The organism is Mycolicibacterium flavescens (assembly GCF_001722335.1).
Classification (GTDB): domain Bacteria; phylum Actinomycetota; class Actinomycetes; order Mycobacteriales; family Mycobacteriaceae; genus Mycobacterium; species Mycobacterium flavescens.
The window spans coordinates 1-25,432 of sequence record NZ_MIHA01000017.1 but is presented as its reverse complement, the minus strand read 5'-3'; the positions used below and the strand labels follow the sequence as shown (position 1 = coordinate 25,432).

The 25,432-nt window shown below is 69.5% G+C and carries 27 protein-coding genes, 1 pseudogene and 1 riboswitch; of the genes and pseudogenes, 14 read left to right on the top strand and 14 right to left on the bottom strand.

The window, feature by feature from the left end:
* Positions 1–38: 38 nt before the first annotated feature.
* The 4 genes and pseudogenes from BHQ18_RS20785 to pdxH all read right to left on the bottom strand — a co-directional run bounded on the left by BHQ18_RS20785 (position 39) and on the right by pdxH (position 4,114).
* On the bottom strand, positions 39–1,346 hold the full coding sequence (locus BHQ18_RS20785) for a citrate synthase (RefSeq protein ID WP_084294201.1): 1,308 nt from the start codon (positions 1,344–1,346) through the stop codon (positions 39–41).
* Positions 1,347–1,439: 93 nt separating this feature from the next.
* Positions 1,440–2,087 carry a TetR/AcrR family transcriptional regulator gene (locus BHQ18_RS20780; RefSeq protein WP_069415537.1) on the bottom strand — a complete coding sequence of 216 codons (648 nt, stop codon included), beginning with the start codon at positions 2,085–2,087 and terminating at the stop codon, positions 1,440–1,442.
* Positions 2,088–2,156: 69 nt separating this feature from the next.
* A pseudogene (locus tag BHQ18_RS20775) lies at positions 2,157–3,427 on the bottom strand (MFS transporter).
* 3 nt (positions 3,428–3,430) lie between these two features.
* Entirely contained in the window at positions 3,431–4,114 is a 684-nt protein-coding gene (pdxH, locus tag BHQ18_RS20770) for a pyridoxamine 5'-phosphate oxidase (protein WP_372516629.1), read from the bottom strand.
* Positions 4,115–4,187: 73 nt separating this feature from the next.
* Between pdxH and BHQ18_RS20765 the strand changes: the two genes are divergently transcribed.
* From BHQ18_RS20765 to BHQ18_RS20755, 3 genes are all read left to right on the top strand, one after another.
* The gene (locus tag BHQ18_RS20765; protein WP_069415536.1) at positions 4,188–5,306 is read left to right on the top strand and encodes a citrate synthase 2; all 1,119 of its coding nucleotides are present in this window, start codon (positions 4,188–4,190) and stop codon (positions 5,304–5,306) included.
* Positions 5,303–5,905, top strand: a complete 603-nt coding sequence (locus tag BHQ18_RS20760; protein WP_069415535.1) for a maleylpyruvate isomerase family mycothiol-dependent enzyme — start codon at positions 5,303–5,305, stop codon at positions 5,903–5,905. Before BHQ18_RS20765 ends, BHQ18_RS20760 begins: the two co-directional genes overlap by 4 nt.
* A gap of 102 nt (positions 5,906–6,007) precedes the next feature.
* On the top strand, positions 6,008–6,463 hold the full coding sequence (locus BHQ18_RS20755; protein ID WP_069415534.1) for a VOC family protein: 456 nt from the start codon (positions 6,008–6,010) through the stop codon (positions 6,461–6,463).
* A 5-nt stretch (positions 6,464–6,468) separates the two neighbouring features.
* On the opposite strand, the gene BHQ18_RS20750 is transcribed toward BHQ18_RS20755, so the two are convergent.
* The 4 genes from BHQ18_RS20750 to BHQ18_RS20735 form a co-directional block, all read right to left on the bottom strand.
* Complete coding sequence (locus BHQ18_RS20750; RefSeq protein ID WP_084294199.1) at positions 6,469–9,063, bottom strand: family 1 glycosylhydrolase; 2,595 nt, start codon at positions 9,061–9,063, stop codon at positions 6,469–6,471.
* Between the two features lie 91 nt (positions 9,064–9,154).
* Positions 9,155–10,840, bottom strand: coding sequence for an FAD-dependent oxidoreductase (locus tag BHQ18_RS20745; RefSeq protein ID WP_069415532.1), 1,686 nt, complete (start codon positions 10,838–10,840; stop codon positions 9,155–9,157).
* A gap of 9 nt (positions 10,841–10,849) precedes the next feature.
* Positions 10,850–11,863 carry an AurF N-oxygenase family protein gene (locus tag BHQ18_RS20740; protein ID WP_069415637.1) on the bottom strand — a complete coding sequence of 338 codons (1,014 nt, stop codon included), beginning with the start codon at positions 11,861–11,863 and terminating at the stop codon, positions 10,850–10,852.
* Between the two features lie 139 nt (positions 11,864–12,002).
* Positions 12,003–12,467, bottom strand: a complete 465-nt coding sequence (locus BHQ18_RS20735) for a CAP domain-containing protein (protein ID WP_234794253.1) — start codon at positions 12,465–12,467, stop codon at positions 12,003–12,005.
* A 168-nt stretch (positions 12,468–12,635) separates the two neighbouring features.
* On the opposite strand from BHQ18_RS20735, the gene serC reads away from it, so the two are divergent.
* Together serC and sepH are read left to right on the top strand one after the other, a co-directional pair.
* Positions 12,636–13,748, top strand: a complete 1,113-nt coding sequence (gene serC, locus BHQ18_RS20730) for a phosphoserine transaminase (RefSeq protein ID WP_069415531.1) — start codon at positions 12,636–12,638, stop codon at positions 13,746–13,748.
* A gap of 85 nt (positions 13,749–13,833) precedes the next feature.
* Positions 13,834–14,649, top strand: coding sequence for a septation protein SepH (gene sepH, locus BHQ18_RS20725; RefSeq protein ID WP_069415530.1), 816 nt, complete (start codon positions 13,834–13,836; stop codon positions 14,647–14,649).
* Here the strand turns inward: sepH and BHQ18_RS20720 are convergent.
* From BHQ18_RS20720 to BHQ18_RS20710, 3 genes are read right to left on the bottom strand one after another with little or no spacing between them, the layout of a single operon-like run.
* Positions 14,646–14,918, bottom strand: coding sequence for a DUF2537 domain-containing protein (locus BHQ18_RS20720; RefSeq protein WP_069415529.1), 273 nt, complete (start codon positions 14,916–14,918; stop codon positions 14,646–14,648). The two genes, sepH and BHQ18_RS20720, sit on opposite strands and share 4 nt — an antisense overlap.
* Positions 14,915–15,730: a TrmH family RNA methyltransferase gene (locus BHQ18_RS20715; protein ID WP_069415528.1), complete on the bottom strand. Its 816-nt coding sequence runs from the start codon at positions 15,728–15,730 to the stop codon at positions 14,915–14,917. The genes BHQ18_RS20720 and BHQ18_RS20715 overlap by 4 nt, the downstream gene beginning before the upstream one ends.
* 25 nt (positions 15,731–15,755) lie before the next feature.
* Positions 15,756–16,187, bottom strand: a complete 432-nt coding sequence (locus BHQ18_RS20710) for an Rv0880 family HTH-type transcriptional regulator (protein WP_069415527.1) — start codon at positions 16,185–16,187, stop codon at positions 15,756–15,758.
* A 61-nt stretch (positions 16,188–16,248) separates the two neighbouring features.
* Between BHQ18_RS20710 and BHQ18_RS20705 the strand changes: the two genes are divergently transcribed.
* Positions 16,249–16,491, top strand: a complete 243-nt coding sequence (locus tag BHQ18_RS20705) for a DUF2530 domain-containing protein (protein WP_069415526.1) — start codon at positions 16,249–16,251, stop codon at positions 16,489–16,491.
* 12 nt (positions 16,492–16,503) lie between these two features.
* Positions 16,504–16,956 carry an SRPBCC family protein gene (locus BHQ18_RS20700; RefSeq protein WP_069415525.1) on the top strand — a complete coding sequence of 151 codons (453 nt, stop codon included), beginning with the start codon at positions 16,504–16,506 and terminating at the stop codon, positions 16,954–16,956.
* On the opposite strand, the gene BHQ18_RS20695 is transcribed toward BHQ18_RS20700, so the two are convergent.
* The gene (locus BHQ18_RS20695; RefSeq protein ID WP_069415524.1) at positions 16,953–17,714 is read right to left on the bottom strand and encodes a DUF3027 domain-containing protein; all 762 of its coding nucleotides are present in this window, start codon (positions 17,712–17,714) and stop codon (positions 16,953–16,955) included. The genes BHQ18_RS20700 and BHQ18_RS20695 overlap by 4 nt on opposite strands.
* A gap of 160 nt (positions 17,715–17,874) precedes the next feature.
* Here BHQ18_RS20695 and BHQ18_RS20690 point away from each other — a divergent pair, with 160 nt between their 5' ends.
* Both BHQ18_RS20690 and BHQ18_RS20685 read left to right on the top strand, forming a co-directional pair.
* Positions 17,875–19,461, top strand: a complete 1,587-nt coding sequence (locus BHQ18_RS20690; RefSeq protein ID WP_069415635.1) for an MFS transporter — start codon at positions 17,875–17,877, stop codon at positions 19,459–19,461.
* On the top strand, positions 19,458–19,937 hold the full coding sequence (locus BHQ18_RS20685) for a DUF2771 domain-containing protein (protein ID WP_069415523.1): 480 nt from the start codon (positions 19,458–19,460) through the stop codon (positions 19,935–19,937). The genes BHQ18_RS20690 and BHQ18_RS20685 overlap by 4 nt, the downstream gene beginning before the upstream one ends.
* A 3-nt stretch (positions 19,938–19,940) precedes the next feature.
* Here the strand turns inward: BHQ18_RS20685 and BHQ18_RS20680 are convergent, their stop codons facing one another.
* Positions 19,941–20,954, bottom strand: a complete 1,014-nt coding sequence (locus BHQ18_RS20680) for a glutathione S-transferase family protein (protein ID WP_069415522.1) — start codon at positions 20,952–20,954, stop codon at positions 19,941–19,943.
* A gap of 113 nt (positions 20,955–21,067) precedes the next feature.
* Between BHQ18_RS20680 and BHQ18_RS20675 the strand changes: the two genes are divergently transcribed.
* Positions 21,068–21,922, top strand: a complete 855-nt coding sequence (locus BHQ18_RS20675) for an endonuclease domain-containing protein (protein WP_069415521.1) — start codon at positions 21,068–21,070, stop codon at positions 21,920–21,922.
* Positions 21,923–22,002: 80 nt separating this feature from the next.
* On the opposite strand, the gene BHQ18_RS20670 is transcribed toward BHQ18_RS20675, so the two are convergent.
* On the bottom strand, positions 22,003–22,413 hold the full coding sequence (locus BHQ18_RS20670) for a cold-shock protein (RefSeq protein ID WP_069415520.1): 411 nt from the start codon (positions 22,411–22,413) through the stop codon (positions 22,003–22,005).
* 152 nt (positions 22,414–22,565) lie between these two features.
* On the opposite strand from BHQ18_RS20670, the gene BHQ18_RS20665 reads away from it, so the two are divergent.
* From BHQ18_RS20665 to BHQ18_RS30600, 4 genes are all read left to right on the top strand, one after another.
* The gene (locus BHQ18_RS20665; RefSeq protein WP_069415519.1) at positions 22,566–22,970 is read left to right on the top strand and encodes a YccF domain-containing protein; all 405 of its coding nucleotides are present in this window, start codon (positions 22,566–22,568) and stop codon (positions 22,968–22,970) included.
* Entirely contained in the window at positions 22,967–24,028 is a 1,062-nt protein-coding gene (gene moaA / locus BHQ18_RS20660; protein ID WP_069415518.1) for a GTP 3',8-cyclase MoaA, read from the top strand. The genes BHQ18_RS20665 and moaA overlap by 4 nt, the downstream gene beginning before the upstream one ends.
* Entirely contained in the window at positions 24,029–24,310 is a 282-nt protein-coding gene (locus BHQ18_RS20655; RefSeq protein WP_069415517.1) for a MoaD/ThiS family protein, read from the top strand. It begins immediately after the preceding gene.
* A gap of 246 nt (positions 24,311–24,556) precedes the next feature.
* Positions 24,557–24,734, top strand: a riboswitch (cyclic di-AMP (ydaO/yuaA leader).
* A gap of 10 nt (positions 24,735–24,744) precedes the next feature.
* A partial coding sequence (locus tag BHQ18_RS30600; RefSeq protein WP_165614581.1) for a transglycosylase family protein occupies positions 24,745–25,432 on the top strand: 688 nt, incomplete at its 3' end.

Below are 25,432 nucleotides of genomic sequence, written 5' to 3'. Positions count from 1 at the left end.
CGAACGTGTGCGGGTAATCCACGTTCGGCGCCAAAGGGTCAGCGCTTGTCGGAGTCGACGTAGTCGCGCTCGGTGTAGCCGGTGTACACCTGCCGCGGCCGGCCGATCTTGCCGCCACCCGCGTCGTGCATCTCCCGCCAGTGCGCGATCCAGCCGGGCAGCCGGCCCAGCGCGAACAACACGGTGAACATCCGGGTCGGGAAGCCCATCGCGCGGTAGATCACGCCGGTGTAGAAGTCGACGTTCGGGTAGAGCTTGCGCTCGATGAAGAAGTCGTCGGTCAGCGCGGCCTCTTCGAGTGTCTTTGCGATGTCGAGCATCTCGTCGTCGCCGCCGAGCTTGCCGAGGATCTTGTCGGCCTGCTCCTTGACGATGCGCGCCCGCGGGTCGTAATTCTTGTAGACCCGATGGCCGAAGCCCATCAGCTTGACGCCCTCTTCACGGTTCTTGACCTTCTTGATGAACTCGTGGACGTCGAAGTCGGCCTGGCGGATCTTCTCCAGCATCTCGAGCACCGCCTGGTTGGCGCCACCGTGCAGCGGGCCCCACAGCGCGTTGATGCCGCCGGAGATCGAGGTGAACAGGTTGGCCTGCGACGAACCCACCAGCCGGACCGTCGACGTCGAGCAGTTCTGCTCGTGGTCGGCGTGCAGGATGAACAGCATGTCCAGGGCGCGCACGATCTCGGGGTCGACCTCGTAGGGCTCGGCCGGGAAGCCGAACGTCATCCGCAGGAAGTTCTCGACCAGGGTCAGCGAGTTGTCCGGGTACAGGAACGGCTGGCCCGCCGACTTCTTGTAGGCGTACGCCGCGATGGTCGGCAGCTTGGCCAGCAGCCGGATCGTCGACAGCTCGACCTGGTTGTCGTCGAACGGATCCAGCGAATCCTCGTAGTAGGTCGACAGCGCGTTGACCGCGCTCGACAGCACCGGCATCGGGTGCGCGTTGCGCGGGAAGCCGTCGAAGAACCGCTTGAGGTCCTCGTGCAGCAGCGTGTGCCGCTGGATCTGGGTGGTGAACTTCTCCAGCTGCTCCTTGGTGGGCAGCTCCCCGTAGATGAGCAGGTAACTCACCTCGATGAAGTTGGACTTCTCGGCGAGCTGCTCGATCGGGTAGCCGCGGTAACGCAGGATGCCGGCGTCACCGTCGATGTAGGTGATGGCGCTCTTGGTCGAGGCGGTGTTGACGAAACCCTCGTCGTAGGTGGTGTAGCCGGACTTGGCCAGCAGCGAGCCCAGCGCGATGCCGTCGGAGCCTTCGGAGGCGGAAACGATATCCAGGTCGAGCGTGCCACCGGGGTACGAGAGGGTGGCTTTCTCTTCCCCACTCTTCGCGTTATCGGCCACGAGGTTCCCTTCGTCGCTGCTGGGAGTCGAACATTGCACTACAGAAGGTAGTCGCATTCCGGCGAGCGTGCCCCGCCGGGGGCGGTCAGTCGGTCACACCACCTGCCGCAGGTCCGCCGTCAGGGCGGTGAAGTCGTCGAACGTGGCCTGAAGACGGGTCGCCAGGTAGTCGACCGAGACCTGCGCCCAGTCGTCGACGTCGTCGGCGGCGGCGGTCAGCGAGGTCATGATCAGCGCGCTCCACACCGCCGAGGCCAGCCGCAGCCGACGGTCGTCGAGCCCCACTCCCATGCGGCGGGCCAACTCGCGGTCGATGGCGTCGCCGCGGTATTCCACCGACACCTGGCGCAGGGCGGCCGACGAGATCAGGATCCCGACGATGCACAGCACGCGCTCTTCGGTCAGCTCACCGGGCGCGGCGCGCTTGGAGGTCTCGGCCAGCGCGACGAACGAGCGCATCAACGCCTCGAAATTGTTCAGGTCGGCGGGTTGGCGCGCGAGTTCGGCCGCGGCGTGATCGAGGATCTCGTCGACCAGTGCCAGCGCGATCGAATCCTTGGTCGGAAAGTACCGGCTGAAGGTGCGCGGCGAGACATCGGCGATGGCGGCGATCTGTTCGACGGTGGTGTTGTCGAAACCCTGGAGGTGGCACAGCTTGACGGCCGCGTCGATCAGGGTGGCGCGGGTGCGCTGCTTTTTGCGTTCGCGAAGCCCGACGGGAGCCCCCCGTACATCCACCACAAACGGGATGCTATCGGCGATTCTTGAGAAAGAGCTTAGAAACTGTCGGCGCCCGACAGTTGTCCACCGTCAGACTTTGTCGCCCTGGGTCACGCGGTAGCGAACGAACGCCGGTGCCGCCAGCACCGCAAGCACGACGACGATCACGACCAGCGCACCGCCGCCCGCCGCGGCGACCGTCGTGCCGACCATCGCCGCCGCTCCCCCGTGCGCGGCGTCGGCCAGCCGCGGGCCGCCGGCGACGACCACGGTGAACACGCCCTGCAGCCGTCCGCGCACCTCGTCGGAAGCGGCCTGCTGCAGGATCGTCGACCGGAACGCCGCCGAGACCATGTCCGCGGCCCCGCCGATCGCCAGGAACGCCAACGCGATCCACAGCATCGTGCCCGCGCGGCCGCCCGCCATCCCACCCGCGAAGCCGAAACCGACCATCGCGGCACCCCACACCACGATCGCGACCACCACCGCCAGCCCCTGTCTGCGGATCCGCGGCAGCCATCCGGAGAACACGCCGCCGGCCACCGCACCGACCGACATCGCCGCCGCCAACAGCGCCATCGTGGTGCCGCCTTCGATCGGGCCGCCGAACGACTCGTGGGCCATCTGCGGGAACAACGCGCGCGGCATCCCGAAGATCATCGCGATCAGGTCGACGACGAACGACATCAGCACGACCTGGTTGCCCGCCAGATACCGGAACCCGTCGAGCACCGCGCGAAACCCGAAGCCCCCCGACGTCTGGCCGGAGGGCGGCATCGGCGACAGCCGGACCGTGGCCCACACCCCGACCAGGCAGGTCACCGCGTCGATCGCGTACAGCGTCGACAGGTCCACCCAGCGCAGCATCACCCGGCCATCAGCGGTCCGACGATCGCGCCGAACTGCATGACGGTCATGTTCAGCGAATTGGCCGCGGGCAGTTGCTCGCCGGGCAGCATGCGCGGGATGGCCGCCGAGCGGGTCGGCGAGTTGACCGCGTAGAAGCCCTGCTGCACGGCCAGCAGGCACAGCACCACCCACACGTTGTTCAGCGCGAGCGCGGCCTGCACCCACAGCAGCACCGACGCCAGCGCCAACCCGACCGAGCTGATGATGAGCAGCAGCCGGCGGTCCATCGCGTCGGCCCACGCGCCGCCCCACAGCCCGAACACCACCAGCGGCACCAACGCGAACAGCCCGGACAGCCCGACGTAGGCGGAGCTCTGGGTGAGCGCGTACAACTGCACCGGCACCGCGAAGATCGTCAGGTTCGCCCCGATGACGGTGACGATGCCGGCCAGCCACAGCCGCCGGAAGTCGGGCGTCTGCAGCGGCGTGGTGTCGGCGAAGAGCTTCCGCACGTGTTACGGCTGGAGGCGCTCGACGCTGACGCGGTCGCCCAGGTTGAGGCGAATCCTGTTGTGCACCCGGTTTTCCCGGCCCTGCCAGAACTCGACGACCTCGGCGGCGATGCGGTAGCCACCCCAGTTCGGCGGCACCGGCACCCTGTCGTGGTCGGCGAACCGCTGCGTCACCTCGTCGAGTTGGTCGAGCAGCGCGGCGCGCGAGGCGATCGGCGCGGACTGGTGCGACGCCCACGCGCCCAGCTGGGAGCCGCGCGGGCGCTTGGACCAGTACTCGGCGGTCTCCTCGGCGGACACCTTGGTCACCGCGCCGCGGACGTGGACCTGGCGGCCGATCGGGTACCACGGGAACGTGGCCGACGCGTACGGCGTCGCGGCCAGCTGTTCGCCCTTGGCGGAGTCGTAGTTGGTGTAGAAGGTGATACCGGTCTCGTCCACGCTCTTGCACAACACCGAGCGGGTGACCGGCCTTCCCGCCGCGTCGACCGTGCCGACCACCATCGCGTTGGGCTCGGCGACACCGGCGCGTTCGGCCTCGGTTAACCAGTTGCGCAGCAACTCAATCCAGCCGGTCGCCGGGTCGGGGCCGAGCCAGTCGGCGTCCAGGTCCGCGCTGCCGTCCTTTTCCACCGAACCGTATTCCACGCGCATCCTCGCCAAGTGCTCGTCGCCGACCGCCGCCACGGAACAACGCTACGCCCGGGGTCGGTGTGCAGGTTGTCGACCGACCGAAAATCGCGGGTGCGAGAATCGGCCCATGACCGCGGTGCCCGAAGATTTCGTTCCCGGCCTCGAAGGCGTCGTCGCCTTCACCACTGAGATCGCCGAACCCGACAAGGACGGCGGAGCGCTGCGGTACCGCGGCGTCGACATCGAGGACCTGGTCGCCCAGCGGGTCACGTTCGGCGATGTGTGGGCGCTGCTGGTCGACGGCGCCTTCGGTGACGGGCTGCCGCCCGCCGAGCCGTTCCCGCTGCCGATCCACAGCGGCGACGTCCGCGTCGACGTGCAGGCGGGGTTGGCGATGCTGGCGCCGATCTGGGGCTATCCCCCGCTGCTCGACATCGACGAGGCCACCGCGCGCGACCAGTTGGCGCGGGCGTCGGTGATGGCGCTGTCCTACGTCGCGCAGTCCGCCCGCGGCATCTACCAGCCGGCCGTCCCGCAGCGAACCATCGACGAATGCGCCACGGTCACCGAACGTTTCATGACGCGCTGGCAGGGTGATCCGGACCCGAGGCACGTCGAGGCCATCGACGCCTACTGGGTCAGCGCCGCCGAACACGGCATGAACGCCTCGACGTTCACCGCTCGGGTGATCGCCTCGACCGGGGCCGATGTGGCGGCCGCGCTGTCCGGTGCGATCGGCGCGATGAGCGGACCCCTGCACGGCGGCGCGCCGGCGCGGGTGATCCCGATGATCGAGGAGGCCGAGAACACCGGTGACGCCCGCGCGGTGGTCAGGGGCATCCTCGACCGCAAGGAGAAGCTGATGGGCTTCGGGCACCGGGTCTACCGCGCGGAGGACCCGCGGGCCCGGGTGCTGCGGGCCACTGCCAAGCGGCTCAAGGCGCCGCGTTACGAGGTGGCCGCCGCGCTCGAGCAGGCCGCGCTGGCGGAATTACGCGAGCGGCGCCCGGACCGGGCCATCGAGACCAACGTCGAGTTCTGGGCGGCGGTCATCCTGGACTTCGCGCAGGTGCCGACGAAGATGATGCCCGCGATGTTCACGTGCGGCCGCACCGCGGGCTGGTGCGCGCACATCCTGGAGCAGAAGCGGCTCGGCAAGCTGGTGCGGCCCTCGGCCATCTACGTCGGGCCCGCCCCGCGCAGCCCCGAATCGGTGCAGGGATGGGATCAAGTCGTCCGGTCATGACGACGACGTTCGCTGCCGCGGCAAGGGCTTTCGCGGACCTGGTGCACCGGGTCCCCGCCGGTTCGTGGCAGCGACCGGGTCTGGGCGAGTGGGATGTGCGGGCCCTGGTGGGACACACCTCGCGGTCGTTGACGACGGTGATCACCTACCTCGACACCGCCGCCGAACGTGAGGACGTCACCAGCCCGCAGGAGTACTACGCGCGGGTGAACCCGACCGCGCTGGGCATGGACCCGTCGGCGGTGACCGAACGCGGCAGGCAGGCCGGCCGCGACCTGGGTGACGATCCGGCCGCCGCGGTGGACGCGCTGGTGGGGCAGGCGCTGGACCGGCTCGAGGCGGTCGACGATCCGCTGATCCAGGTGCTCGGCGGCCTGGGCATCCGGTTGTCGGCGTATCTGCCGACCCGGGTGTTCGAGCTGGCGGTGCACAGCCTGGACATCGGTCGGGCGCTGGGCATTTCGGTGGATCTGCCCGGCGATGTGGTGGAGGACGCGCTGGTGCTGGCGGCCCGGATCGCCGCCGACGGACAGGGCGCCGAAGTGCTGTTGGCGCTGACGGGGCGCGAGCCGCTGCCGCCGTCGTTCTCGATCGTCTGACCGGTTGTCGGTGGGTGGTGGTTGCATGGCGCGTGCGCGATGAGATCCGTCGGCGCGGCGGGTCTGTACGCGTGAACCCACCCAATATCTGAGGAGACCGCCATGGCCATCGAGTTCGAGCCCGCCGTATCGCCCATGCTGACCGTCAGTGACGGCGCCGCCGCCATCGACTTCTACGTCAAGGCGTTCGGCGCCGAGGAACTGGGCCGGGTGCCGGGCCCGGACGGCAAGAAACTCTTCCACGCCGCGCTGCGCATCAACGGTGCGCTGGTGATGCTCAACGACGATTTCCCCGAGATGAACGACGGCAAGTCGGCCGCGCCGGAGGCCCTCGGCGGGTCACCGGTCACCATCCACCTCACCGTCACCGATGTCGACACCAAGTTCCAGCAGGCCGTCGATGCCGGCGCGACGGTCGTGATGCCGCTGGACGACATGTTCTGGGGTGACCGCTACGGCGAACTGCGCGACCCGTTCGGGCATCTGTGGTCGATGGGACAACCGATCCGCGAGGTCAGCCAGGAGGAGATCGACGCGGCGGTCAAACAGCACCAGTAGCCGACTCAGAACACGGCAGGGGCCACGTACTGCTGCAGCAGCCACAGCGGCAGCGCGTTCGACCCGGTGATCGCGCTGAGCGCGGCGATGCTCGCCGGCTTCGGGGTGCGTTCGAGTTCGGGGGTGGCCGGGTCGGAGCCGTAAAGCCCGAACTGCAGGTGGTAACCCTCGGACCACTCGAGGTTGTCGACGAACGACCAGTAGGTGTAGCCGCGGATGTCGGCGCCGTGCGCCACCAGGTCCTGCACGACGGCGATGTGGTTGGCGATGTAGGACGGGCGCTTGGTGTCCTCGTCGTCGGCGATGCCGTTCTCGGTGACCCACAACGGTTTTCCGTACGAGGCGGCCACCTCGAGGACCTCCCGGAAACCGCCGGGGTCGATCGGCTGATTGAAGTCGCTGCACGTCGGCGAGCTGGCCTGGCAGCGGACCGGCAGCCCGCGCAGGAACGGCAGCCCCGGGATCGGCGCGAAGCCGAAGCCCTGCATCGGCTGCGACCCGTAGTACTGCACGCCCATGAAGTCGACCTTGCCGACGAACTCGGGGTGGACCTCGTCGGGTGTCTTGACGCCGTCGAGGTTGGCGTCGACCCAGCCGTCGATGACGGCGTTGGGGAACCAACGGTTGAACATCTGGTTCCAGGCGTCGGCGGCCGCCACGTCGAGCGGGTTGACCGGGTTGGCCGGGCGGGCGGGCACCATGTTGTTGGTGAAGCCGACGAACGCGGTGCTGTCCCACGCGTGGATCGCGTCGTAGGCGCCGACGTGCGCCTTGGCCTGGTTGACCAGGAACGTCGAGGCCAGGTCGGGGCGGATCAGTCCGGGCGGCCACGCGGGGACCAGGCCGGGCAGGGCGAGGAACTGGGTGAGCACCGGCGGAACCGGTTCGTTCAGCGTCGCCCAGTTGTCGACCTGGTCGCCGTACTTCCACGCCAGGTAGGCCGCGTACTTCTCGAATTCGGTTGCGGTGTCGGGTGAGAGCCAACCCGCGGCGGGTGCGGGCAGCCCGAACTGCCCGAGCAGCCGCGTCGAGCCCGGGTCGTGTACCCAGGCCGGCAACGTGAAGTGGGTGACCGTGACCATCGGTTCCAGCCCGTGCGCGTGCAGCGCGGTCAGCACGTCGCGGTAGTGCTGCACCTCCTGCTCGTTGGCCAGCGCGTCCAGCGCCTGCAGATCGGCCAGGCTGATGGTGCCGCCCTCGTCGGAGATATCAACGGAGGCAGTGGAGTTCGGGAATATGCGGCTCCACTCGATGCCGATCCGGAACGAGTTCATCTTGAGCTCGTCGCGGGCCAGCGCCGCGTCCTCGGCGTAGCGGACGTAGGCGCCGGGCCCGTTCTCCGGGACACCCTTGGTCAGGCCGAGCAGCTGGTTGAGCGGATCGTGCACCCACTTGTACCAGTCGGAGTTCGGGTCGACGGGTGAACCTGGCCCGCCTTCGGCCTGGAACCCGGAATGCGCCACGCCCCAGCTGAATCCGTCGGGGAAGGACAGGTCGACGCCGTCGACGGCGGTCACGTCGACGCGGATGGTGCGGGCCACCCGGTGCCCGCCGCCGGGGTTGATCAGGTCGCCGAGGATCGGCACGAACTGCAGCAGCCCGAGCGGCCCGTTGAGGTGGAAGCCGGCGGCCTCGTCGTCGACGACGACCACGAACTCGTCGAACCCGCCGACGGCGGCCATCGCGTTCATCGGCCGGTAGGTGAAGGTGCCGTCGTCGGCGACCTCGACCACGCCGCCGTAGAGGGGGCGGCCGATCACGGTGTAGGTGAGCGGATCACCGTCGACGTCGGCGGCGCCGATGCTGCCGGTGACCACGACGTCGCCGTTCTCGTCGAGGCTCTGGCTGTTGAGCACGGGGTCGTAGGCGATGGTCGGCGAGGAGTTGAAGAACTCGCGGCGGACCCAGGCCAGCAGCGTCCACAGCGTCGGCGGTCCCGTCGGCGGCGCGGGAAGGCCGGCGGCGAACGGGCTCAGCGCCATGCTGACGAAGCTGGTGATCAGGTCGACGACGTAGTTGACCGCGGTGGCCGGATCGAACGCGGTCGGCCAGGGCCGCAGCGACGGCACCTTCGGCACGGTCAGCGTGGCCGCCGCCGCCACCGGCGCGTCCAGCGTAAGCGACTGTGCGACAGGCTGATCGATCTCCAGCGGCGTGTCCGGCGGGGTCTCGTCGTCTGTCGTGTCGACGCGCAGCTGCGTCGCGTTCACCCGCGCCTGTGGGAGCTCGGGTTCGGGCTGCGGTTTCGGCTCGGGCTCCGGCTGCGGCTCGGGCTCGGGTTCCGGTTCGGGCTGCGGTTCGGGCTCGGGCTCGGGCTCGGGCTCGGGCTCGGGCTCCGCTTCGGGTTCGAGTTCCGGCTCCTCGTCGTCCTCCCCGGTTTCGAGTTCCGGCTCGTCCTCGTCCTCGGGCTGGTTCTCGGACTCCTGCTCCGCATCGGTGTCCGAGGCCTCCGGCGGTGCGGCGTCAGCCGACGACTCCGACTCCGACGCCTCCGATGACCCCGACTCTGATGAGGAGGGTGTGTCGGCCCACGCGGGACCGCACCCGTACCCGGTGATCACCGCGGCCCCGATTCCGAGAGCGACGGCGAGCCTGCCCACCCGACCAACACACGCTGCGGCGTTCACGCCTTCGGTTTACTACGGTTGCCCCGCGCCCCGGGGCGGTTTGCACGATCTGAGCGCGCGGCGGCTACCGCCGCAGGCCGGCCAGCAGACGCCGCCCGATCGACGGCGCCGGGGCGTTTGCCGCGGCGGCCAGCATGTCGGGCACGGCGGTGAACTTGGCGCGCGGGCGCGAATCATCGCCGCGGGCGATCTCGGCGGCGTCGATCGCCTTCCAGCCGGCGGCGTCGACCATGTCGGGACACCGGCGGCGGACCAGCCGGTCGAGCGTGGCCGGCTTGCCCCGGTCGCCGGCCGGGTCGCGCAGCAGGCCGTCGTTGTAGTCGGCGACCAGGTTGCGCACCGTCTGCGCCGCACACGACTTGTTGGTCCCGATGAACCCCGTCGGCCCGCGCTTGATCCAGCCCGCGACGTAGCTGCCGGTGACCGGCCGCTGGGTGGCCGGGTCGATCACCCGACCGCCGTCGTTGGGCACCACGCCGGCGGACTCGTCGAACGGCAGATCGCGAACCGCCCTGCCGCGGTACCCGATCGAGGTGAGCACCAGGCCGGCGTCGATGCGGTGCCGGTCGTCGCCGGCGGTGAACTCGACGGCCTCGACGCGGGGTTCGCCGAGCACCCGCGCCGGGGTCAGCCCGTAGGCCAGCCGGATCCGCGGCCGCGTCGACGCGGTCGTCTCGGCCACCCCGAGCTTGCCCAGGATCTCCAACTTGTTGCGCGTCAACGGATCATCGGTGACCGCGAGGTCGCGTTGCACGGCGTCGTGATCGGCCGCCGACAGCACCACCTCGGCCGCCGACGTCAACCCGATGAGCTCGGGAAGTGTGAACGCGGACTGCGCAGGCCCCCGGCGCGCCGCGATCACCACCTCGGTGACATTCGAGCGCCGCAGCGCGGCCAGGGCGTGGTCGGCGATGTCGGTGCGCGCCAGCGTGTCGGGATCGGCGGTGAGGATGCGCGCGACGTCGAGGGCGACGTTGCCGTTACCGATCACCACGACCCCCTCGGAGCTCAGCTCGACTGGCAGCGAACTGAATTCGGGGTGGCCGTTGTACCACGCGACGAACTCGGTGGCGGTGCCCGTGCCGGGCAGATCCATACCGTCGATCTCGAGGCGACGGTCGTTGGGCGCGCCGACGGCGTAGAGCACGGCGTGGTGATGGTCGAGCAGATCGTCGTGCGTGAGGTCCGAGCCGACCTCGACGTTGAGGTAGAACCGGAACCCGCGGCGGTCGGCGATCCTGTCGAACAGCCGGGTGACGCGCTTGGTGCTCTGGTGGTCGGGCGCGACGCCGGCGCGCACCAGCCCGTACGGGGTGGGTAGCCGCTCGAACACGTTGACCCGCACGCCTTCCTGGGTGAGCAACTCGTCGGCGGCGTACATGGCCGCCGGGCCCGACCCGACGATCGCGACGGTCAGCGGGCCGGTCGGCCGCGGGTGCACCATCGGCGCCTCGAGGACCGGCGCCAGCTTCGACGTCGGCGGCAGCTTGCCTTCCGGTTCGGGGTAGAACGCCGCGTTGAGCGCGACGAACGGCAGCTGCTCGGTGGTCAACCGGCTGTCGTGACTGATCGCCCCGACCGGGCACGCCGTCACGCACGCACCGCAGTCGACACACGCGACCGGATCGATGTAGAGCATCTCGGCGGTCGCGAACCCCGGCTCGTCGGGTGTCGGGTGGATGCAGTTCACCGGACAGGCGTAGACACAGGACCCGTCGCTGCAACACGACTGGGTGATCACATGCGGCACGGGCGCCTCCTAGGCGGCGACCACGTGCTGGCGGGCCGGCTCGCTGCGGTACCGGCTGGGCCGGCCGTCGATCTTGCACAGCCGCCAGACCAACCGCGCGAACGGGTTCATCAGACCGGTCTCGTGGCAGAGCATCCGGACGTCGCCGAACATGTCGCGCAGGAACTGCCGCGACTCGGGCGCGCGGAAGAACAGGTCCTTCTTCACCGAGCGCGGGATGTCGAACTCACGCCAGAACGACTTGGGCGGCACGATGATCGCCTGGCACAACACGCGCATGATGATCGGCACGTTCCACGACAGCCAGAACCGCTGCCACCGCGACAGGTACGGCAGCCGCTTGCGCAGGTACTCGTGCGCGAACGAGATGTGGCGGGCCTCCTCGGCGACGTGGATCGCCATCACCCGCTCCATGATCGGGTGCAGCGCCTTGCCTTCGCGCAGCACCATCTTCTGCGTGTGGTCGATGGGCTCCTCGCCGGCCAGCACCCCGAAGAAGAACGGGATCGGCAGCGGCCCGGCGATCAGTGGGATGAACGGGGACAGCCACCGCAGCATCCGCGGCATGCCGGGCACGTCGGCGCCGATGCGATTGACCATCTCCTGGAACATCATCGTGTGGTTGCACTCTTCGACGGTCTCGTGCATGCAGTAGCGGTACTCCGGTGAGCCGTTGGGCACCCAGAACGCGTAGTTGGTCAGCCCGCGGATCAGGATGATCTCGAACTGCAGGCCGACCTTGGCGACGTTGGCCTGCCGCCACATGCCGATCTGGATCTGCCGCTCCCTGGGCTGCGCCTGGTACCACGGGTGGCGCCCGATCGGGTCGGTGCCGGGCAGAATCCAGCGGTCGTCGTCGTCGATCACCGCGAACTCGGGCGAGTTCCAGTCGATGTCGGTGTACGGGTTGAAGTTCCGTCGCACCGAACCCTCGGACAGCGTGGTGAGGGTGTGGGTGTACTGGGCGTCGTCGCTGACTTCCATGTTGCGGCGCCAGCGCCTGACCATACGAGTGCGAGCCATTCCGACCTCCTCGTCGAGGGACACGTCCACCTGCGTTGCGAAACACGGTACCGCAGGTATCGCATACCGGGAATAGCCCCTAATGGGATGTGTCACACCCCGGCTCACGGCCGCTCATGTGACGTGCGCCACTCAGGCGTTACTGGCGCCCGAATTCGCCGACCGCCGTCGCCCGGGTGCCATTGCGCACGACCGCGACGCCGACCTCGGTCATCGAGCAGTCGACGAGGACCGCGCGGTGACCCGGGCTGTTCATCCACCAGTTGACGGCCGCGGCGGGAACGGCACCGACGCCGTTGCTCCAGAAGATGATCTCGGCGTAGTCGCGGTAGCTGGTGTAACCGGCGTCGGTGATGCGCTGGCCGACCGATGACCCGTCGGACCCGACGTGTCCGACCACACCGTTGGCCATCATGTCGTTTGCCTGACGCGAGGCGGCCGCGTTCAGCTGGGGGTTTGCCGCGACCGGGCCGCATCCGTTGGCCGCGCGGGTGGAGTTGATCTGGTTGATCAGGGCTCCGTCGTCGGGCCCCTCGGCGTGCGCCGGGACGGCGAAGATTAGCGGTAGGAGGGCCGCTGCTGCGCAGGCCGGAATCGGGATCAAGCTTCTTATTCGACTTTTCACGTGGCCCCCTGGGCTGAGAGCTGCAGCCCCGACAGGTAACAGTATGGCCACAGCGACGTCTCTATACGAGCCGTTTACCCACTTTTTCGAATTTGCCGTGCCGACTCCCGCTTCGGCCCCGCAGGCGGGGTCACTACTGTTGTGCGCATGTCAGACCTGACGATCCCCGAGGACCTCAAACCCCGTGACGGCCGTTTCGGGTGCGGGCCCTCGAAGGTCCGGCCGGAGCAACTCGCGGGGTTGGCCGCGGCGGGCGACCTGTTCGGCACGTCGCACCGGCAGGCGCCGGTCAAAAACCTGGTGGGCCGGGTGCGCGACGGGCTGCGCCAGCTGTTCAGCCTGCCCGACGGCTACGAGGTGATCCTCGGCAACGGCGGCACCACCGCGTTCTGGGACGCCGCCGCGTTCGGCCTGATCGACAAGCGTTCGCTGCACCTGACCTACGGCGAGTTCAGCAGCAAGTTCGCGTCCGCGGTCGCCAAGAACCCGTTCGTCGGGGACCCGGTGGTCATCAAGGCGGATGCCGGCAGCGCGCCCGCACCGCAGTCGGACCCGTCGGTCGACCTGATCGGGTGGGCCCACAACGAGACCTCGACCGGAGTGGCGGTGCCGGTGACCCGGCCCGAGGGATCCGGCGACGCGCTGGTGGCCATCGACGCGACCTCGGCGGCCGGCGGGCTGCCGGTCGACGTCCGCGAATCCGACGTCTACTACTTCGCCCCGCAGAAGAACTTCGCCAGCGACGGCGGGCTGTGGGTGGCGCTGATGTCGCCGGCGGCACTGGCGCGGGTGGAGGCCATCGCGTCCGGCGGCCGCTGGGTGCCCGAGTTCCTCTCGCTGCCGATCGCGATCGACAACAGCGTCAAGAACCAGACCTACAACACGCCCGCGATCGGCACGCTGCTGCTGTTCGCCGAGCAGTTGGACTGGATGCTCGGCAACGGCGGGCTGGACTGGGCGGTCAGCCGCACCGCCGACTCGTCGCAGCGGCTCTACGGCTGGGCCGAGGCCGCGCAGTTCGCGACGCCGTTCGTCACCGAGCCCGCGTTGCGCTCACAGGTCGTCGGCACCGTCGACTTCACCGACGACGTCGACGCCGCGGCGGTCGCCAAAACCCTGCGCAGCAACGGCATCGTCGACACCGAGCCGTACCGCAAGCTCGGCCGCAACCAGCTGCGCGTCGGGATGTTCCCGGCCATCGACCCCGACGACGTCAGCGCGCTGACCGCGTGCATCGATTACGTCGTCGAGCGACTCTGAGCACCGCGTGTCCTACCAGGTAACGGGCGGATAACACAGTAGTGTCCGAGTGATCGGGCTTGGCGCTAGCCCGGAGGAGGTCGGCATGCGAGAACTCAGAGTCGTCGGACTCGATGTTGACGGCAAACGAATCATCTGCGAAGCCGACGGCTCAGGCGAGAAGTTCATCCTGCGGCCCGACGAGCGGTTGCGCGCCGCCGTCCGTGGCGACCGGGTGAGCTCCACGTCGTCTCGAACTGAAGCCGAGGTGCCGACTGTGCTGCGTCCCAGAGAAATTCAGGCCCGGATTCGTGCCGGTGCATCGGTCGAGCAGATCGCCGAAGCGGCCGGCGTCGACATCGCCCGTGTCGAGCGGTTCGCCCACCCGGTGCTGCTCGAGCGCTCGCGCGCCGCGGAGCTGGCAACCGCCGCGCACCCGATGCTGCCCGACGGTCCGTCGGTGCTGACGCTGCTGGAGACGGTGACGACGGCGATGATCGCCCGCGGCCTCGATCCCGACGACACCGCGTGGGACGCCTGGCGCAACGAGGACGGTCGCTGGACCGTGCAGCTGGCCTGGAAGGCCGGGCTGTCGGACAACGTCGCGCACTTCCGCTACACGCCGGGCTCGCACGGCGGCACGGTGTCGGCGTTCGACGACGCCGCGAACGAGCTGATCGACCCGAACTTCGCCCGGCCGCTGCGGCCGGTGGCCGCGCTGCCCGAACCCGCCCCCGAACCGGTCGTCGAGCAGGCGGTCGAGGAGCCGACCCTGCCGATCGAGCCGCCGGTGCAGCAGACCCCGGAACCGCAGCCCGAACCCGAACCCAAGCCCAAGCGGACCCGCAAGGCCAAGGCCAGGCCCGCGGTCCCGGCGTGGGAGGACGTGCTGCTCGGGGTGCGCTCCAGCGGGCAGCGCTAGCTGCCGACGGCGACCGCCAGCAGCGCCAGCCACGCGATCGCCACCCCCACCCCCGAGCCCAGCACGAACCACCGCCACACCGGGCGTTCGCGCCAGCCCCACACCGTCGGGGCGAGTCCGCCGACCGCGACCAGGTTGAGGCCCAGCGCCAGGAGCCCGTGCACCCGCATCAGCCCGAGGCTGAGCACCACGATCGCGGCCGCGGTGACCGCCGCGACGAACGCCGCCACCGTCAGGCCCATCGCCCACGGCGTCGAGTCGTCGGTCATGCTAGGAATCTAGCCCGCTCGTAGAACGCCAGCGCCGCGGCGGTCGCGACATTCAACGAGTCCGTGCCCCGCGCCATCGGGATCCGGACCCGCGCGTCGGCGGCGCGCATGGTGTGTTCGGTCAGGCCCGGCCCCTCGGCGCCGACCAGGATGGCCACCGGGGCGTCGCCGACGTCGCCCATCGCCTCGGCCAACGTGCGAGACGTCGGCGCGGGGGTCATCGCCAGCAGGCGAAAACCTCTGTCCCGCAACAGCTCCAGGTCGGCGGGCCAGGTGCGCGCCCACGCGTAAGGCACCAACAGCGCGTGCCCCATCGACACCCGCACCGCGCGCCGGTACAGCGGATCGGCGCACCCGGTGCCGAACACCACCGCGTCGACGCCGAGGCCGGCGGCGTTGCGGAAGATCGAGCCGAGGTTCTCGTGGTCGTTCACGCCCTCGAGCACCGCGACCGTGCGCGCGTGGTCGAGGACCTCGGCCACGCTCAGTTCGGGGGCGCGCGAGGCCGACGCCAACACCCCGCGGTTGAGGTGGAACCCGACCACCTCGGCCATCACGTCGGCGCTCACGCGGTAGTAGGGCGCGGGGACCCCCGACAGGTTTGCGCGCAGTTCCTCGAGCCGACGGTCGGTGCCCATCAGCGCGCGCGGGACGAACCGCGACGCGAGCATCCGCTGGGCGACCAGCACGCCTTCGGCGATCACCAGGCCCTTACCGGTCGGCAGGTCCGGTCGGCGGTCGACGCTGTTGAGGTCGCGGAAGTCGTCGAGCCGGGGGTCGGCCGGGTCGGCGACATCGATGACGTCGCTCACCGGCCTTCTCGTTTCGTGTTGTGGCTCAGACTGTTTCGTCGACCATAGCGGTCAGCAGCTCGGTGGCCACCATCAGCGTCTTGCGCGACTCCTCGTCGAGATGGTCCAACCGGTCGCGCAGCCACTCCTGGCTGGCGCGGCGCTCGTCGTCGATCAGATCCAGGCCGGCGGGCGCCGCCGACACCAGCACCTGCCGTCCGTCGCCGGGATGCGCGGTGCGCACGACGAATCCGAGGTCGGCCAGCGAGGAGATGATCCGCGTCATCGACGGCGGCCGCACCCGCTCGCGCACAGCTAACGCGCCGGGGGTCATCGCGCCCTCCTTGGCCAACGTCGTCAACGCCGACAGCTGCGACAGCGAAATCGGGGAATCCGGTCGCCTGAACCGTAATTGACGCGCGAGTCGAATAATGGCGAGCGACAGGTCGTTGGCCAGTCGACAGTCGCCATCTTTCACATGGCAAAGGGTATCGAGCGGTCAGGCGGTACGTGAGCACAATGGACTACCTTTCATAGCAATGACCCCGCCGCGACCGCCGGAGCTGCCGGCCATCCTGCTCAAACCCGAGCCGGTGATCATCGTGATCACCGTGGGGTGGGTGCTGGCCACGATCCTGGCGTTCACCGTCTCGGAACTGCACGGGTGGCGCCCGTACACGGTGGCCGGCCTCGGGGTCGGCGTGCTTGGCACTTCGATCGTGATGTGGCAACGTCGCGCTGTGCGCCGCGGGTCCCGCGGAGCCCAGAGCGGTTTGACCTGACAGGAGGAAGCGATGGCGGCGCCGTTGTTGCAGGCCGAGATCGACATCAACGCCCCGGTGGGCAAGGTGTGGGAGCTGGTCTCAGATCTGAAGAACATGCCCCAGTGGAGCCCGCAGTGCCGGGCCATGAAGGCGTTCGGGCCGCTGCGCGCGGGCGCGCGCACCATCAACCTCAACCGCCGCAAGTTCCTCTTCTGGCCGACGACCAGCCGGATCACCGAGTTCGTTCCGGAGAAGAAGCTGGCGTTCCGGGTCAACGAGAACAACACCGTGTGGAGCTACGAGCTCGAACCGACCGCGTCGGGCACCCGGCTGGTGGAGACCCGGCACGCCGAGAACGGCGTCAAGCCGGTGTCCACGCTGCTGGTCAACGCCGCGATGGGCGGGGTGCCCAACTTCGAGCGGGAACTGCTCGAGGGGATGAACGAGACGCTCGCGCGCATCAAGGCCGCGGCGGAGCGCTAGTCGGCCGACTCGGTCAGATCGAGCACGCCGTCGTCGTACGGGTCGTACAACGGCGAGCCACCACCGGCCGGCTGCGGGGTGTCCGAGTGTGCGCCGCAACCGTATTCGGAGTCGACGACGTGCCCGTCGGCGGAGAACTCGTTGGCGCAGACGCCGAACATCCGGCCCAGCGACCCGGCCAGCGGAAGGTAGAACCCGCAGTCGCGGCAGACCCGGCGCGTCGACCGCGCCATCGCCGAACCCGGACCGTACTCACCGTCGTGCCACCGCTGCGCGGCCTCGGTGCGGCCCCACAGGCTCAGCACCTGGCGCCGGCCCAGGCCGACCTCGGCGGCGACCTCGTCGACCTCGGGATCGCCGGACGCCAGATAACCGGGCACCAGGCGCGGATCGTCGGCCGGCGGTGCGAGCAGATCGCCGGGGCCCAGGTCACCGGGACGGACCCGCTGATCCCAGGGCACCCATTTCGGCGCCAGCAGCGCCGTCGGGCCCGGAACGAGCACGACCTCGCTGATGGTCGCGTGGTCGGCGCCCGGCCACGCCGCGACCACCACGGCCCACTGCCAACCGCGGTACCCCGGCAGCTCGGCGAGGAAGCGATGGGTGGCCGCGGCGGGGTCGTCGAAACTGGCGCCCAGATATTCGCCGACGGTGTCTTCACCGCTGAACTCGACGATCGCCGCGCGCGCGTCGTCGACGGCACCCAGAAGCACCGCCTCCAGGTCCGGGCGCTCGGCGGATTCGGTCACACTGTCCATCGCTCCTAATAGTGCCTGACCGGTGAACCGGTAGCCACACCGGTTGCCTGCACGCCCGATACCGGGTCGATGGTGGACAATCGAGACCGTGACCGGACCGCGGCGTGACCCTCGCTATTACCCGCCGCGCCCGCCCGCCGACGACCAGGAACATCCCGGGATGGCGAACTATCCCAGCGACGGCACCTACCGCAGGCCGCGGCGCAGCGGACCGTCGCCGAGCGCCAACCGCTGGCTGCCCCCGCTGGACGAACCGGTACGCGAGTTCCAGAATCCGCCCCCGCCCCGCGGCGTGGGCGGCGCCGCCGGCGAACGCGTCACGGTCACCAGGGCCGCCGCCCAGCGCAGCCGCGAGATGGGCTCGAAGATGTACGGCCTGGTGCACCGCGCGGCCACCGCCGACGGGGCCGACAAGTCGGGGCTGACCGCGCTGACGTGGCCGGTGGTCGCGAACTTCGCCGTCGACGCCGCGATGGCCGTCGCGCTGGCCAACACCTTGTTCTTCGCGGCCGCCTCCGGCGAGAGCAAGGCCAAGGTGGCGCTGTACCTGCTGATCACCATCGCGCCGTTCGCGGTGATCGCCCCGCTGATCGGTCCCGCGCTCGACCGGCTGCAGCACGGCCGCCGCGTCGCGCTGGCCACCTCGTTCGGCCTGCGCACGGTGCTGGCGCTGGTGCTGATCGCCAACTACGACGGGGCGACCGGCAGCTTCCCGTCGTGGGTGCTCTACCCGTGTGCGCTGGGAATGATGGTGCTGTCCAAGTCATTCAGCGTGCTGCGCAGCGCAGTGACACCCCGGGTGCTGCCACCGACGATCGACCTGGTGCGGGTGAACTCCCGGCTCACCATGTTCGGTCTGCTCGGCGGGACCATGGTGGCCGGCGGGATCGCCGCGGGCGCCGAGTACCTGTTCAAGCTGTTCGAGGCGCCCGGCGCGCTGTACGTGATCGTCGCGGTGTCGGTGGCCGGCGCCGCGCTGTCGATGCGGATCCCGAAGTGGGTCGAGGTCACCGAGGGCGAGGTGCCCGCGACGCTGAGCTACCACGGCGGCACCGGTGAACTGCGGCGCCACCCCGAACAGCAGCCGTCGACCAAACCAGCGCGTCAGCCGTTGGGCCGCAACGTGATCACCGCGCTGTGGGGTGTGTGCACGATCAGGGTGATGGTCGGCTTCCTGTTCCTGTATCCCGCGTTCGTCGCCAAATCGCACGACGCCAGCGGCTGGGAGCAGCTGCGGATCCTCGGGCTGATCGGTGCTGCCGCCGCGATCGGCAACTTCATCGGCAACTTCACCGCGGCGCGGCTCAAGCTCGGCAGGCCCGCGCAGATGGTGGTGCGGTGCGCGACGGTGGTGACCGGCGCGGCGTTGGCCGCCGCGCTGACCGGCAACCTGCTGGTGGCCGCGGTCGCCACCCTGCTGACGTCGGGGGCCAGCGCGATCGGCAAGGCCTCGCTGGACGCGTCGCTGCAGGACGACCTGCCCGAGGCGTCGCGCGCCTCGGCGTTCGGCCGGTCGGAGTCGGTTCTGCAGTTGGCGTGGGTCGCCGGCGGCGCCGTCGGCGTGCTCGTCTACACCGACCTGTGGATCGGTTTCACGGCGATCACCGCGGCGCTGATCCTCGGGCTGGCGCAGACGGTGGTGAGCTACCGCGGCGAGTCGTTGATCCCCGGGTTCGGCGGTAACCGGCCGGTGTTCGCCGAGCAGGAGGGCGGCCGGGCCGACACGGCGGCGGTGGGCCGGAAGTGAGACGCGGTCTGGCCGCGCTGGCGGCCGTCGTAGTGCTGGCGTCGGTCGGCACGGGTGTGCTGGTGTGGCGACTGCGCGCCGAACCGCCGCCGAAATACCCTCAGATAAGCGCGTATTCGCACGGTCAGACCGTCCGGGTCGGACCGTACCGCTACTGCCTGGTGCTCGATCCCACCGACTGCGAGGTGTTCGCCGAGCAGGGCGAGCTGCCGGTCACCGAACGCAACGCGGTGCAGTTGTCGGTGCCCCCGGCGATCTCGAAGGCGCCGTGGGTGTTGCTGCGCCAGTACGAGGACGCCGAGGTCATCGAGGAGTTCCGGCCCAATACCCGGTTGGCGGTGACGATTCCGACGCTCGACCCGCGCCGCGGCAAGCTGACCGGGCTGACCGTGATGCTGCCGACGCTGATCCGCGTCGACGGCGAAGAGGTGCCCGCACCGCACGCCGAGTGGTCGGTGCGCACCGTCTGGTCCTAGCCGCTAGGCCGAGTGTTCGGCGGGCACCCGCTCCCCTTCGCGCACCGGACCCGGCGGGGTGCCGTCACCGAAGGGCCTGCCGCCCAACGACTCCCGACCGTGCGGGGTGAGCCAGTTGGACAGCTCGGGCCCCTTGGGGACGATGCGCGTCGGGTTGATGTCGGTGTGCACGATGTAGTAGTGCTGTTTGATCTGCACGAAGTCGATGGTGTCGCCGAAGCCCGGCGTCTGGAACAGGTCGCGGGCGTAGGCCCACAGCACCGGCATCTCGGAGAGCTTGGCGCGGTTGCACTTGAAGTGCCCGTGGTACACCGGATCGAAGCGGGCCAGCGTGGTGAACAGTCGCACGTCGGCCTCGGTGATCGTGTCGCCCACCAGATAGCGCTGGCCATCCAGGCGCTCGGAGAGCAAGTCGAGCGCGAAGAACAATCTGTCGTAAGCCATCTCGTAGGCCTCCTGCGATCCGGCGAACCCGCAGCGGTACACACCGTTGTTGATCTCGGTGTAGATACGTTGGGCCACTTCGTCGATCTCGTCGCGGTGCTTCTCGGGGTAGAGGTCGGGCGCGCCGTCGCGGTGGTACTGCGTCCACTCGGTGGAGAAGTCGAGGGTGATCTGCGGGAAGTCGTTGGTGACGACCTCACCGGTCGGCACGTCGACGATCGCGGGGACCGTGATGCCCTTGTCGTAGTCGGGGAAACGCTTCAGGTAGGCGTCTTTGAGCCGCGGGATGCCCAGCACCGGGTCGACGCCGCCGGGGTCCAGGTCGAACGTCCAGCTGTCCTCGTCGTGGGTCGGGCCGCAGAAGCCGATCGACAGGGCGTCTTCGAGTCCGAGCAGCCGGCGGACGATGATCGTGCGGTTGGCCCACGGGCAGGCCCGCGCGACGACGAGCCGGTAGCGGCCGGGTTCGACCGGGTAGCCGTCGCGGCCGTCGGCCGTGATGCGGGTGCCGATGTACTTGGTGTCGCGGTTGAACTCGCCGCCGGATTCGGACGTGTCGGCTACATATGCCATGTGCTCAGCATGCCCGCCGAAACTGAAGATATGCGTGTTCGAGCGCCCCAAACTCGCACACAAGTTCAGTTTCGCCGAGGGAACCGCAGCGTCGGCGGGGCCGTCCTATCAACGTGGACTGGCCGTTCCTGGGTAGCGAGGCCCTCGCCGCGGGTGTGGTCAACCGCTATCAGCTGACCACCCGCTACGACCAGATTCACCGCAATGTGTACGTCCCGCACGGACGCTCGCTGACCCCGGCGCAGAAGGCGTACGCGGCCTGGTTGTGGTCCAATCGGCGCGCGACGCTCGTCGGCCTCTCGGCCGCGGCGATACACGGCGCCAAGTGGATCGACCGCAGGCTGCCCGCCGAGCTCAACCAGCCCAGTCAGCACAAGACCCGAGGGATCGTGCTGCGCAACGACACTCTCCCGCCTACCGAAGTCGCCGTGGTCCGCGGCCTGCCCGTCACGACAGCGGCCAGGACGGCATTCGACCTCGGCCGCCGAGCCGGCCGGACGCTGGCCGTCATCCGCGTCGACGCGATGCTGCAGGCCAGCTCGCTGAAACTGTCGGCCGTCGCGGCGCTGGCCGAAAGCCACCGCGGGGCTCGCGGGGTGATCCAGCTGCGCGACGTGCTCGAACTGGCGGACCCCGGTGCGGAATCACCGCAGGAGACCCGCACCCGACTGGTGCTGACCGACGCCGGTATCCGACCGTCGCACACCCAGATCGACGTCTACGACCAGCGTGGGCACGTCGGGCGCATCGACATGGGGTGGCCGCAGTGGAAGGTCGGCGTCGAGTACGACGGCGAGCAGCACTGGACCAACCCCGCGATCCGAGCGGCCGACATCGAACGCCAGGCCCGACTCGAGGCGCTCGGGTGGCGCATCATCCGGGTCAGCGCCGAACTGCTGCGGTACCGGCCGTACACGATCGTCGAGCGCGCCACCGCCGCACTACGCGCCGCCGGCGCGACTATATGACCGCCGAAACTGAAGACATGCGTGTTCGAGCGGCCAGAAATCAGTAACAAGCTCAGTTTCGGCGCCGAACCCCAGAAGAATCAGGCCTCGAGTTCGCGGGCGACCGCACGCACCACTTCGGAGACCCGGCGGGCGGCCTTGCGGTCCGGGTAGCGCCCCTTGCGCAGTTCGGGCTGCACCGCGCTCTCCAGCAGCGTGATCATGTCCTCGATCATCCCGTGCAGCTCGTCGGGGCTGTGCTTGCGCTCGGCGGCCGCGGCCTCGCGGCGGGTGCGCGACAGGCTCGGCGGCGGGTCGATGACCTTCAGGCTCAACGCCTGCGGGCCGCGGCGACCGGCGGCCACCCCGAACTCCACGCGCTGGCCGGCCTTGAGCGTCTCGACACCGGAGGGCAGCGCCGACGACCGGACGTAGACGTCCTCCCCGTCTTCCTGAGACAGAAATCCGAAGCCCTTTTCGGCGTCGTACCACTTAACCCGGCCGGTCGGCACTGAACTCACCCGCTTGTCGTCTACTACTTACATAAGGAAAGCGCCCCGTATGCGCCGGGACGCGTGCTGTCCGATCCTACTCTGACCTCGACCTCGCCAGCACCCCAGTATCGGTAGGCTGGGGCCACCGCCCGAGGAGAAGAAACCCCCAAATGCGATTGCTCTTGAACGTCATCTGGTTGATCTTCGGCGGCCTGTGGCTGGCGCTGGGCTACCTGCTCGCGGCGCTGATCTGCTTCGTACTGATCATCACCATCCCGTTCGGTTTCGCCGCGCTGCGCATCGCGGTGTTCGCGCTGTGGCCGTTCGGCCGCACGGTCGTCGACAAACCAGGACCGCGCCCCGGCGCGCTGGTCGGCAACGTCATCTGGGTGATCCTGTTCGGCGTCTGGCTGGCGCTCGGACACATCATCACCGCGGTCGCCATGGCGATCACGATCATCGGCATCCCGCTCGCACTGGCCAACCTGAAGCTGATCCCGGTGTCGCTGATGCCGCTGGGCAAGGACATCGTGCCCGTCGACTCGGTGGCCAACCCGGACCGGGCGTTCGCATGACCGTCGTCGGACTCGGATTGCCCAGCGTCGCCACGATTTCCTCGGCGCCGGCCACCTCGGCCCCCGCCGACGGTCCGCTCATCGACACGTTCGGGCGGATCGCCACCGACCTGCGGGTGTCGCTGACCGACCGCTGCAACCTGCGCTGCACCTACTGCATGCCGGCCGAGGGGCTGGACTGGCTGGAGTCCGACCGGCTGCTGCGGCCCGCGGAACTGACCCGGCTGCTGCGCATCGCGGTGACGCGGCTGGGCATCACCAGCGTCCGGTTCACCGGCGGTGAGCCGCTGGTGGCCAAGCACCTCGAGGACGTCATCGCCGCGACCTCGTCGCTGCGTCCGCGCCCGGAGATCACGCTGACCACCAACGGCGTCGGGCTGGCCCGCCGCGCCGAGGCGCTGAAGCGGGCCGGGCTGAGGCGCATCAATGTCTCGCTGGACACCGTCGACCCCACGCGCTTCGCGGCGATCACCCGTCGTGACCGCCTCTCCGACGTGCTCGCCGGTCTCGCGGCGGCCAAGGCGGCCGGCCTGGACCCGGTCAAGGTGAACGCGGTGCTCGACCCGGAGACCGGGCTGGACGACGCCGTCGCGCTGCTGCGGTTCTGCCTCGAACACGGCTACCAGCTGCGCATCATCGAGCAGATGCCGTTGGACGCCGGGCACGCCTGGGAACGCGGGCGCGCGCTCAGCGCCGACGACATCCTCGCGACGCTGCAGCAGCACTTCGATCTCACCCCGGACACCGCGCCGCGGGGATCGGCGCCCGCCGAGCTGTGGCAGGTCGGCGGCGGTGGCACCGTCGGGATCATCGCCTCGGTCTCGCACGCGTTCTGCTCCGCCTGCGACCGCACCCGCCTGACCGCGGACGGCCAGGTCCGCAACTGCCTGTTCGCCCGCCAGGAAACCGACCTGCGGCTGCTGATGCGTTCGGGAGCCGACGACGCCGCGGTCGAGGCGGCCTGGCGCGCGGCGATGTGGGCCAAGGCGGCCGGACACGGCATCAACGATCCCGGCTTCGTCCAACCCGACCGGCCGATGAGCGCGATCGGAGGCTGAATGACGCGCCCTGACGAGAAGACGCTGACGACCCTTGCGGTGACGGTGCGGTTTTTCGCGGCCGCCCGCGCCGCTGCGGGTAACGATGAGGAGACGATTCGGCTTCGACCGGATACGACGCTCGCCGAACTCGTCGCAGAGCTGGCCGAGCGCAACGAGAATCTGGCAAAAGTGCTGAGACGCTGCTCGTTTCTGGTCGACGGGGTAGCCGCGCGGGCGGACGCGACCGTGCTGCGCGATACCCAAACGGTCGATGTTCTTCCCCCTTTCGCCGGCGGATAGCGGTGATTTCCGTCACATAACGGAATGGTCACAGACTGGCTACGACCCGGTTTAGCGGCCGATAGTCCTGCGTAAACGCCGAAAACTCCTGGCGGTTTAGAGCCCTTTTAATATTTGCCGCATCCGGAAACGCCGTTGCGCGCCAAAGGTGACGGGTCCCTTGCGAGCGGATACGGTTCTGTCCCAGGCCGGTCGCCGCAAATCGACCGACCGCCGTGCCCAGCAGCGCCGAGCTCCATCCGCTGGACCACGGAACCGACGAACACCAAAGGATGGAGGCGGGGGACCCAACCGGTCCGCCGTGTCGACGGACCAGGAGCCACTTCGGTTCCTTGGGGTGAAGCCGAGTCGTTCGCGACCCGGCCGGGCAACCTCTCCAGCCCGAACCCGACAGCTGACCTCGCAGGCGCCGACGAGAGGATATTGGCGTACCTATGAGTGGACGGCATCGCAAGCCCACTGCATCAGCCGTAAACGTCGCGAAAGTCGCCTTCACAGGCGCGGTTCTGGGAACCGGGAGCCTCGCTCTGGCGGGGCACGCCAACGCCGCGACCGACGGTGAATGGGACCAGGTCGCCAAGTGCGAATCGGGCGGCAACTGGGCCATCAACACCGGCAACGGTTACCAGGGTGGTCTGCAGTTCGCCCCGAGCACCTGGTCCGGACACGGCGGCGGCGAGTACGCCCCCGCCGCGCATCTGGCCACCAAGGAAGAGCAGATCGCCGTCGCCGAACGCGTGCTGGCCAGCCAGGGCAAGGGTGCCTGGCCGACGTGCGGCAAGGGACTGTCGGGTTCGACGCCCCGCAACGTCGTCGACGACGCCATCGACGCGGTGAACAACCTGTTGCCGCCGCCTCCGCCGCCGCTCGACCCGTTTGCCCCGCCGCCGCCTCCGCCGCCGGTCGACATGCTGGCCGCACCGGCTCCGCCGCCTCCCCCGCCGGCCGATCCGCTGGCCCCGCCGCCACCGCCCGCACCGGTCGACATGCTGGCCGCGCCCGCGCCGCCGCCTCCCCCGCCGGCCGATCCGCTGGCCCCGCCGCCACCGCCCGCACCGGTCGACATGCTGGCCGCGCCCGTCCCGTCGTCCGACGAACTGCGCGCCCGCATCCCCAGATCGG

What these genes read in the sequence shown, in the direction of transcription:
- BHQ18_RS20765 (WP_069415536.1), top strand. Translation starts at nt 4,188, where the DNA reads ATGACCGCGGTGCCCGAAGATTTCGTTCCCGGCCTCGAAGGCGTCGTC.
- BHQ18_RS20760 (WP_069415535.1), top strand. Translation starts at nt 5,303, where the DNA reads ATGACGACGACGTTCGCTGCCGCGGCAAGGGCTTTCGCGGACCTGGTG.
- BHQ18_RS20755 (WP_069415534.1), top strand. Translation starts at nt 6,008, where the DNA reads ATGGCCATCGAGTTCGAGCCCGCCGTATCGCCCATGCTGACCGTCAGT.
- BHQ18_RS20740 (WP_069415637.1), bottom strand. Translation starts at nt 11,863, where the DNA reads ATGGCTCGCACTCGTATGGTCAGGCGCTGGCGCCGCAACATGGAAGTC.
- serC (WP_069415531.1), top strand. Translation starts at nt 12,636, where the DNA reads ATGTCAGACCTGACGATCCCCGAGGACCTCAAACCCCGTGACGGCCGT.
- sepH (WP_069415530.1), top strand. Translation starts at nt 13,834, where the DNA reads ATGCGAGAACTCAGAGTCGTCGGACTCGATGTTGACGGCAAACGAATC.
- BHQ18_RS20720 (WP_069415529.1), bottom strand. Translation starts at nt 14,918, where the DNA reads ATGACCGACGACTCGACGCCGTGGGCGATGGGCCTGACGGTGGCGGCG.
- BHQ18_RS20705 (WP_069415526.1), top strand. Translation starts at nt 16,249, where the DNA reads ATGACCCCGCCGCGACCGCCGGAGCTGCCGGCCATCCTGCTCAAACCC.
- BHQ18_RS20700 (WP_069415525.1), top strand. Translation starts at nt 16,504, where the DNA reads ATGGCGGCGCCGTTGTTGCAGGCCGAGATCGACATCAACGCCCCGGTG.
- BHQ18_RS20695 (WP_069415524.1), bottom strand. Translation starts at nt 17,714, where the DNA reads ATGGACAGTGTGACCGAATCCGCCGAGCGCCCGGACCTGGAGGCGGTG.
- BHQ18_RS20690 (WP_069415635.1), top strand. Translation starts at nt 17,875, where the DNA reads ATGGCGAACTATCCCAGCGACGGCACCTACCGCAGGCCGCGGCGCAGC.
- BHQ18_RS20680 (WP_069415522.1), bottom strand. Translation starts at nt 20,954, where the DNA reads ATGGCATATGTAGCCGACACGTCCGAATCCGGCGGCGAGTTCAACCGC.
- BHQ18_RS20665 (WP_069415519.1), top strand. Translation starts at nt 22,566, where the DNA reads ATGCGATTGCTCTTGAACGTCATCTGGTTGATCTTCGGCGGCCTGTGG.
- moaA (WP_069415518.1), top strand. Translation starts at nt 22,967, where the DNA reads ATGACCGTCGTCGGACTCGGATTGCCCAGCGTCGCCACGATTTCCTCG.
- BHQ18_RS20655 (WP_069415517.1), top strand. Translation starts at nt 24,029, where the DNA reads ATGACGCGCCCTGACGAGAAGACGCTGACGACCCTTGCGGTGACGGTG.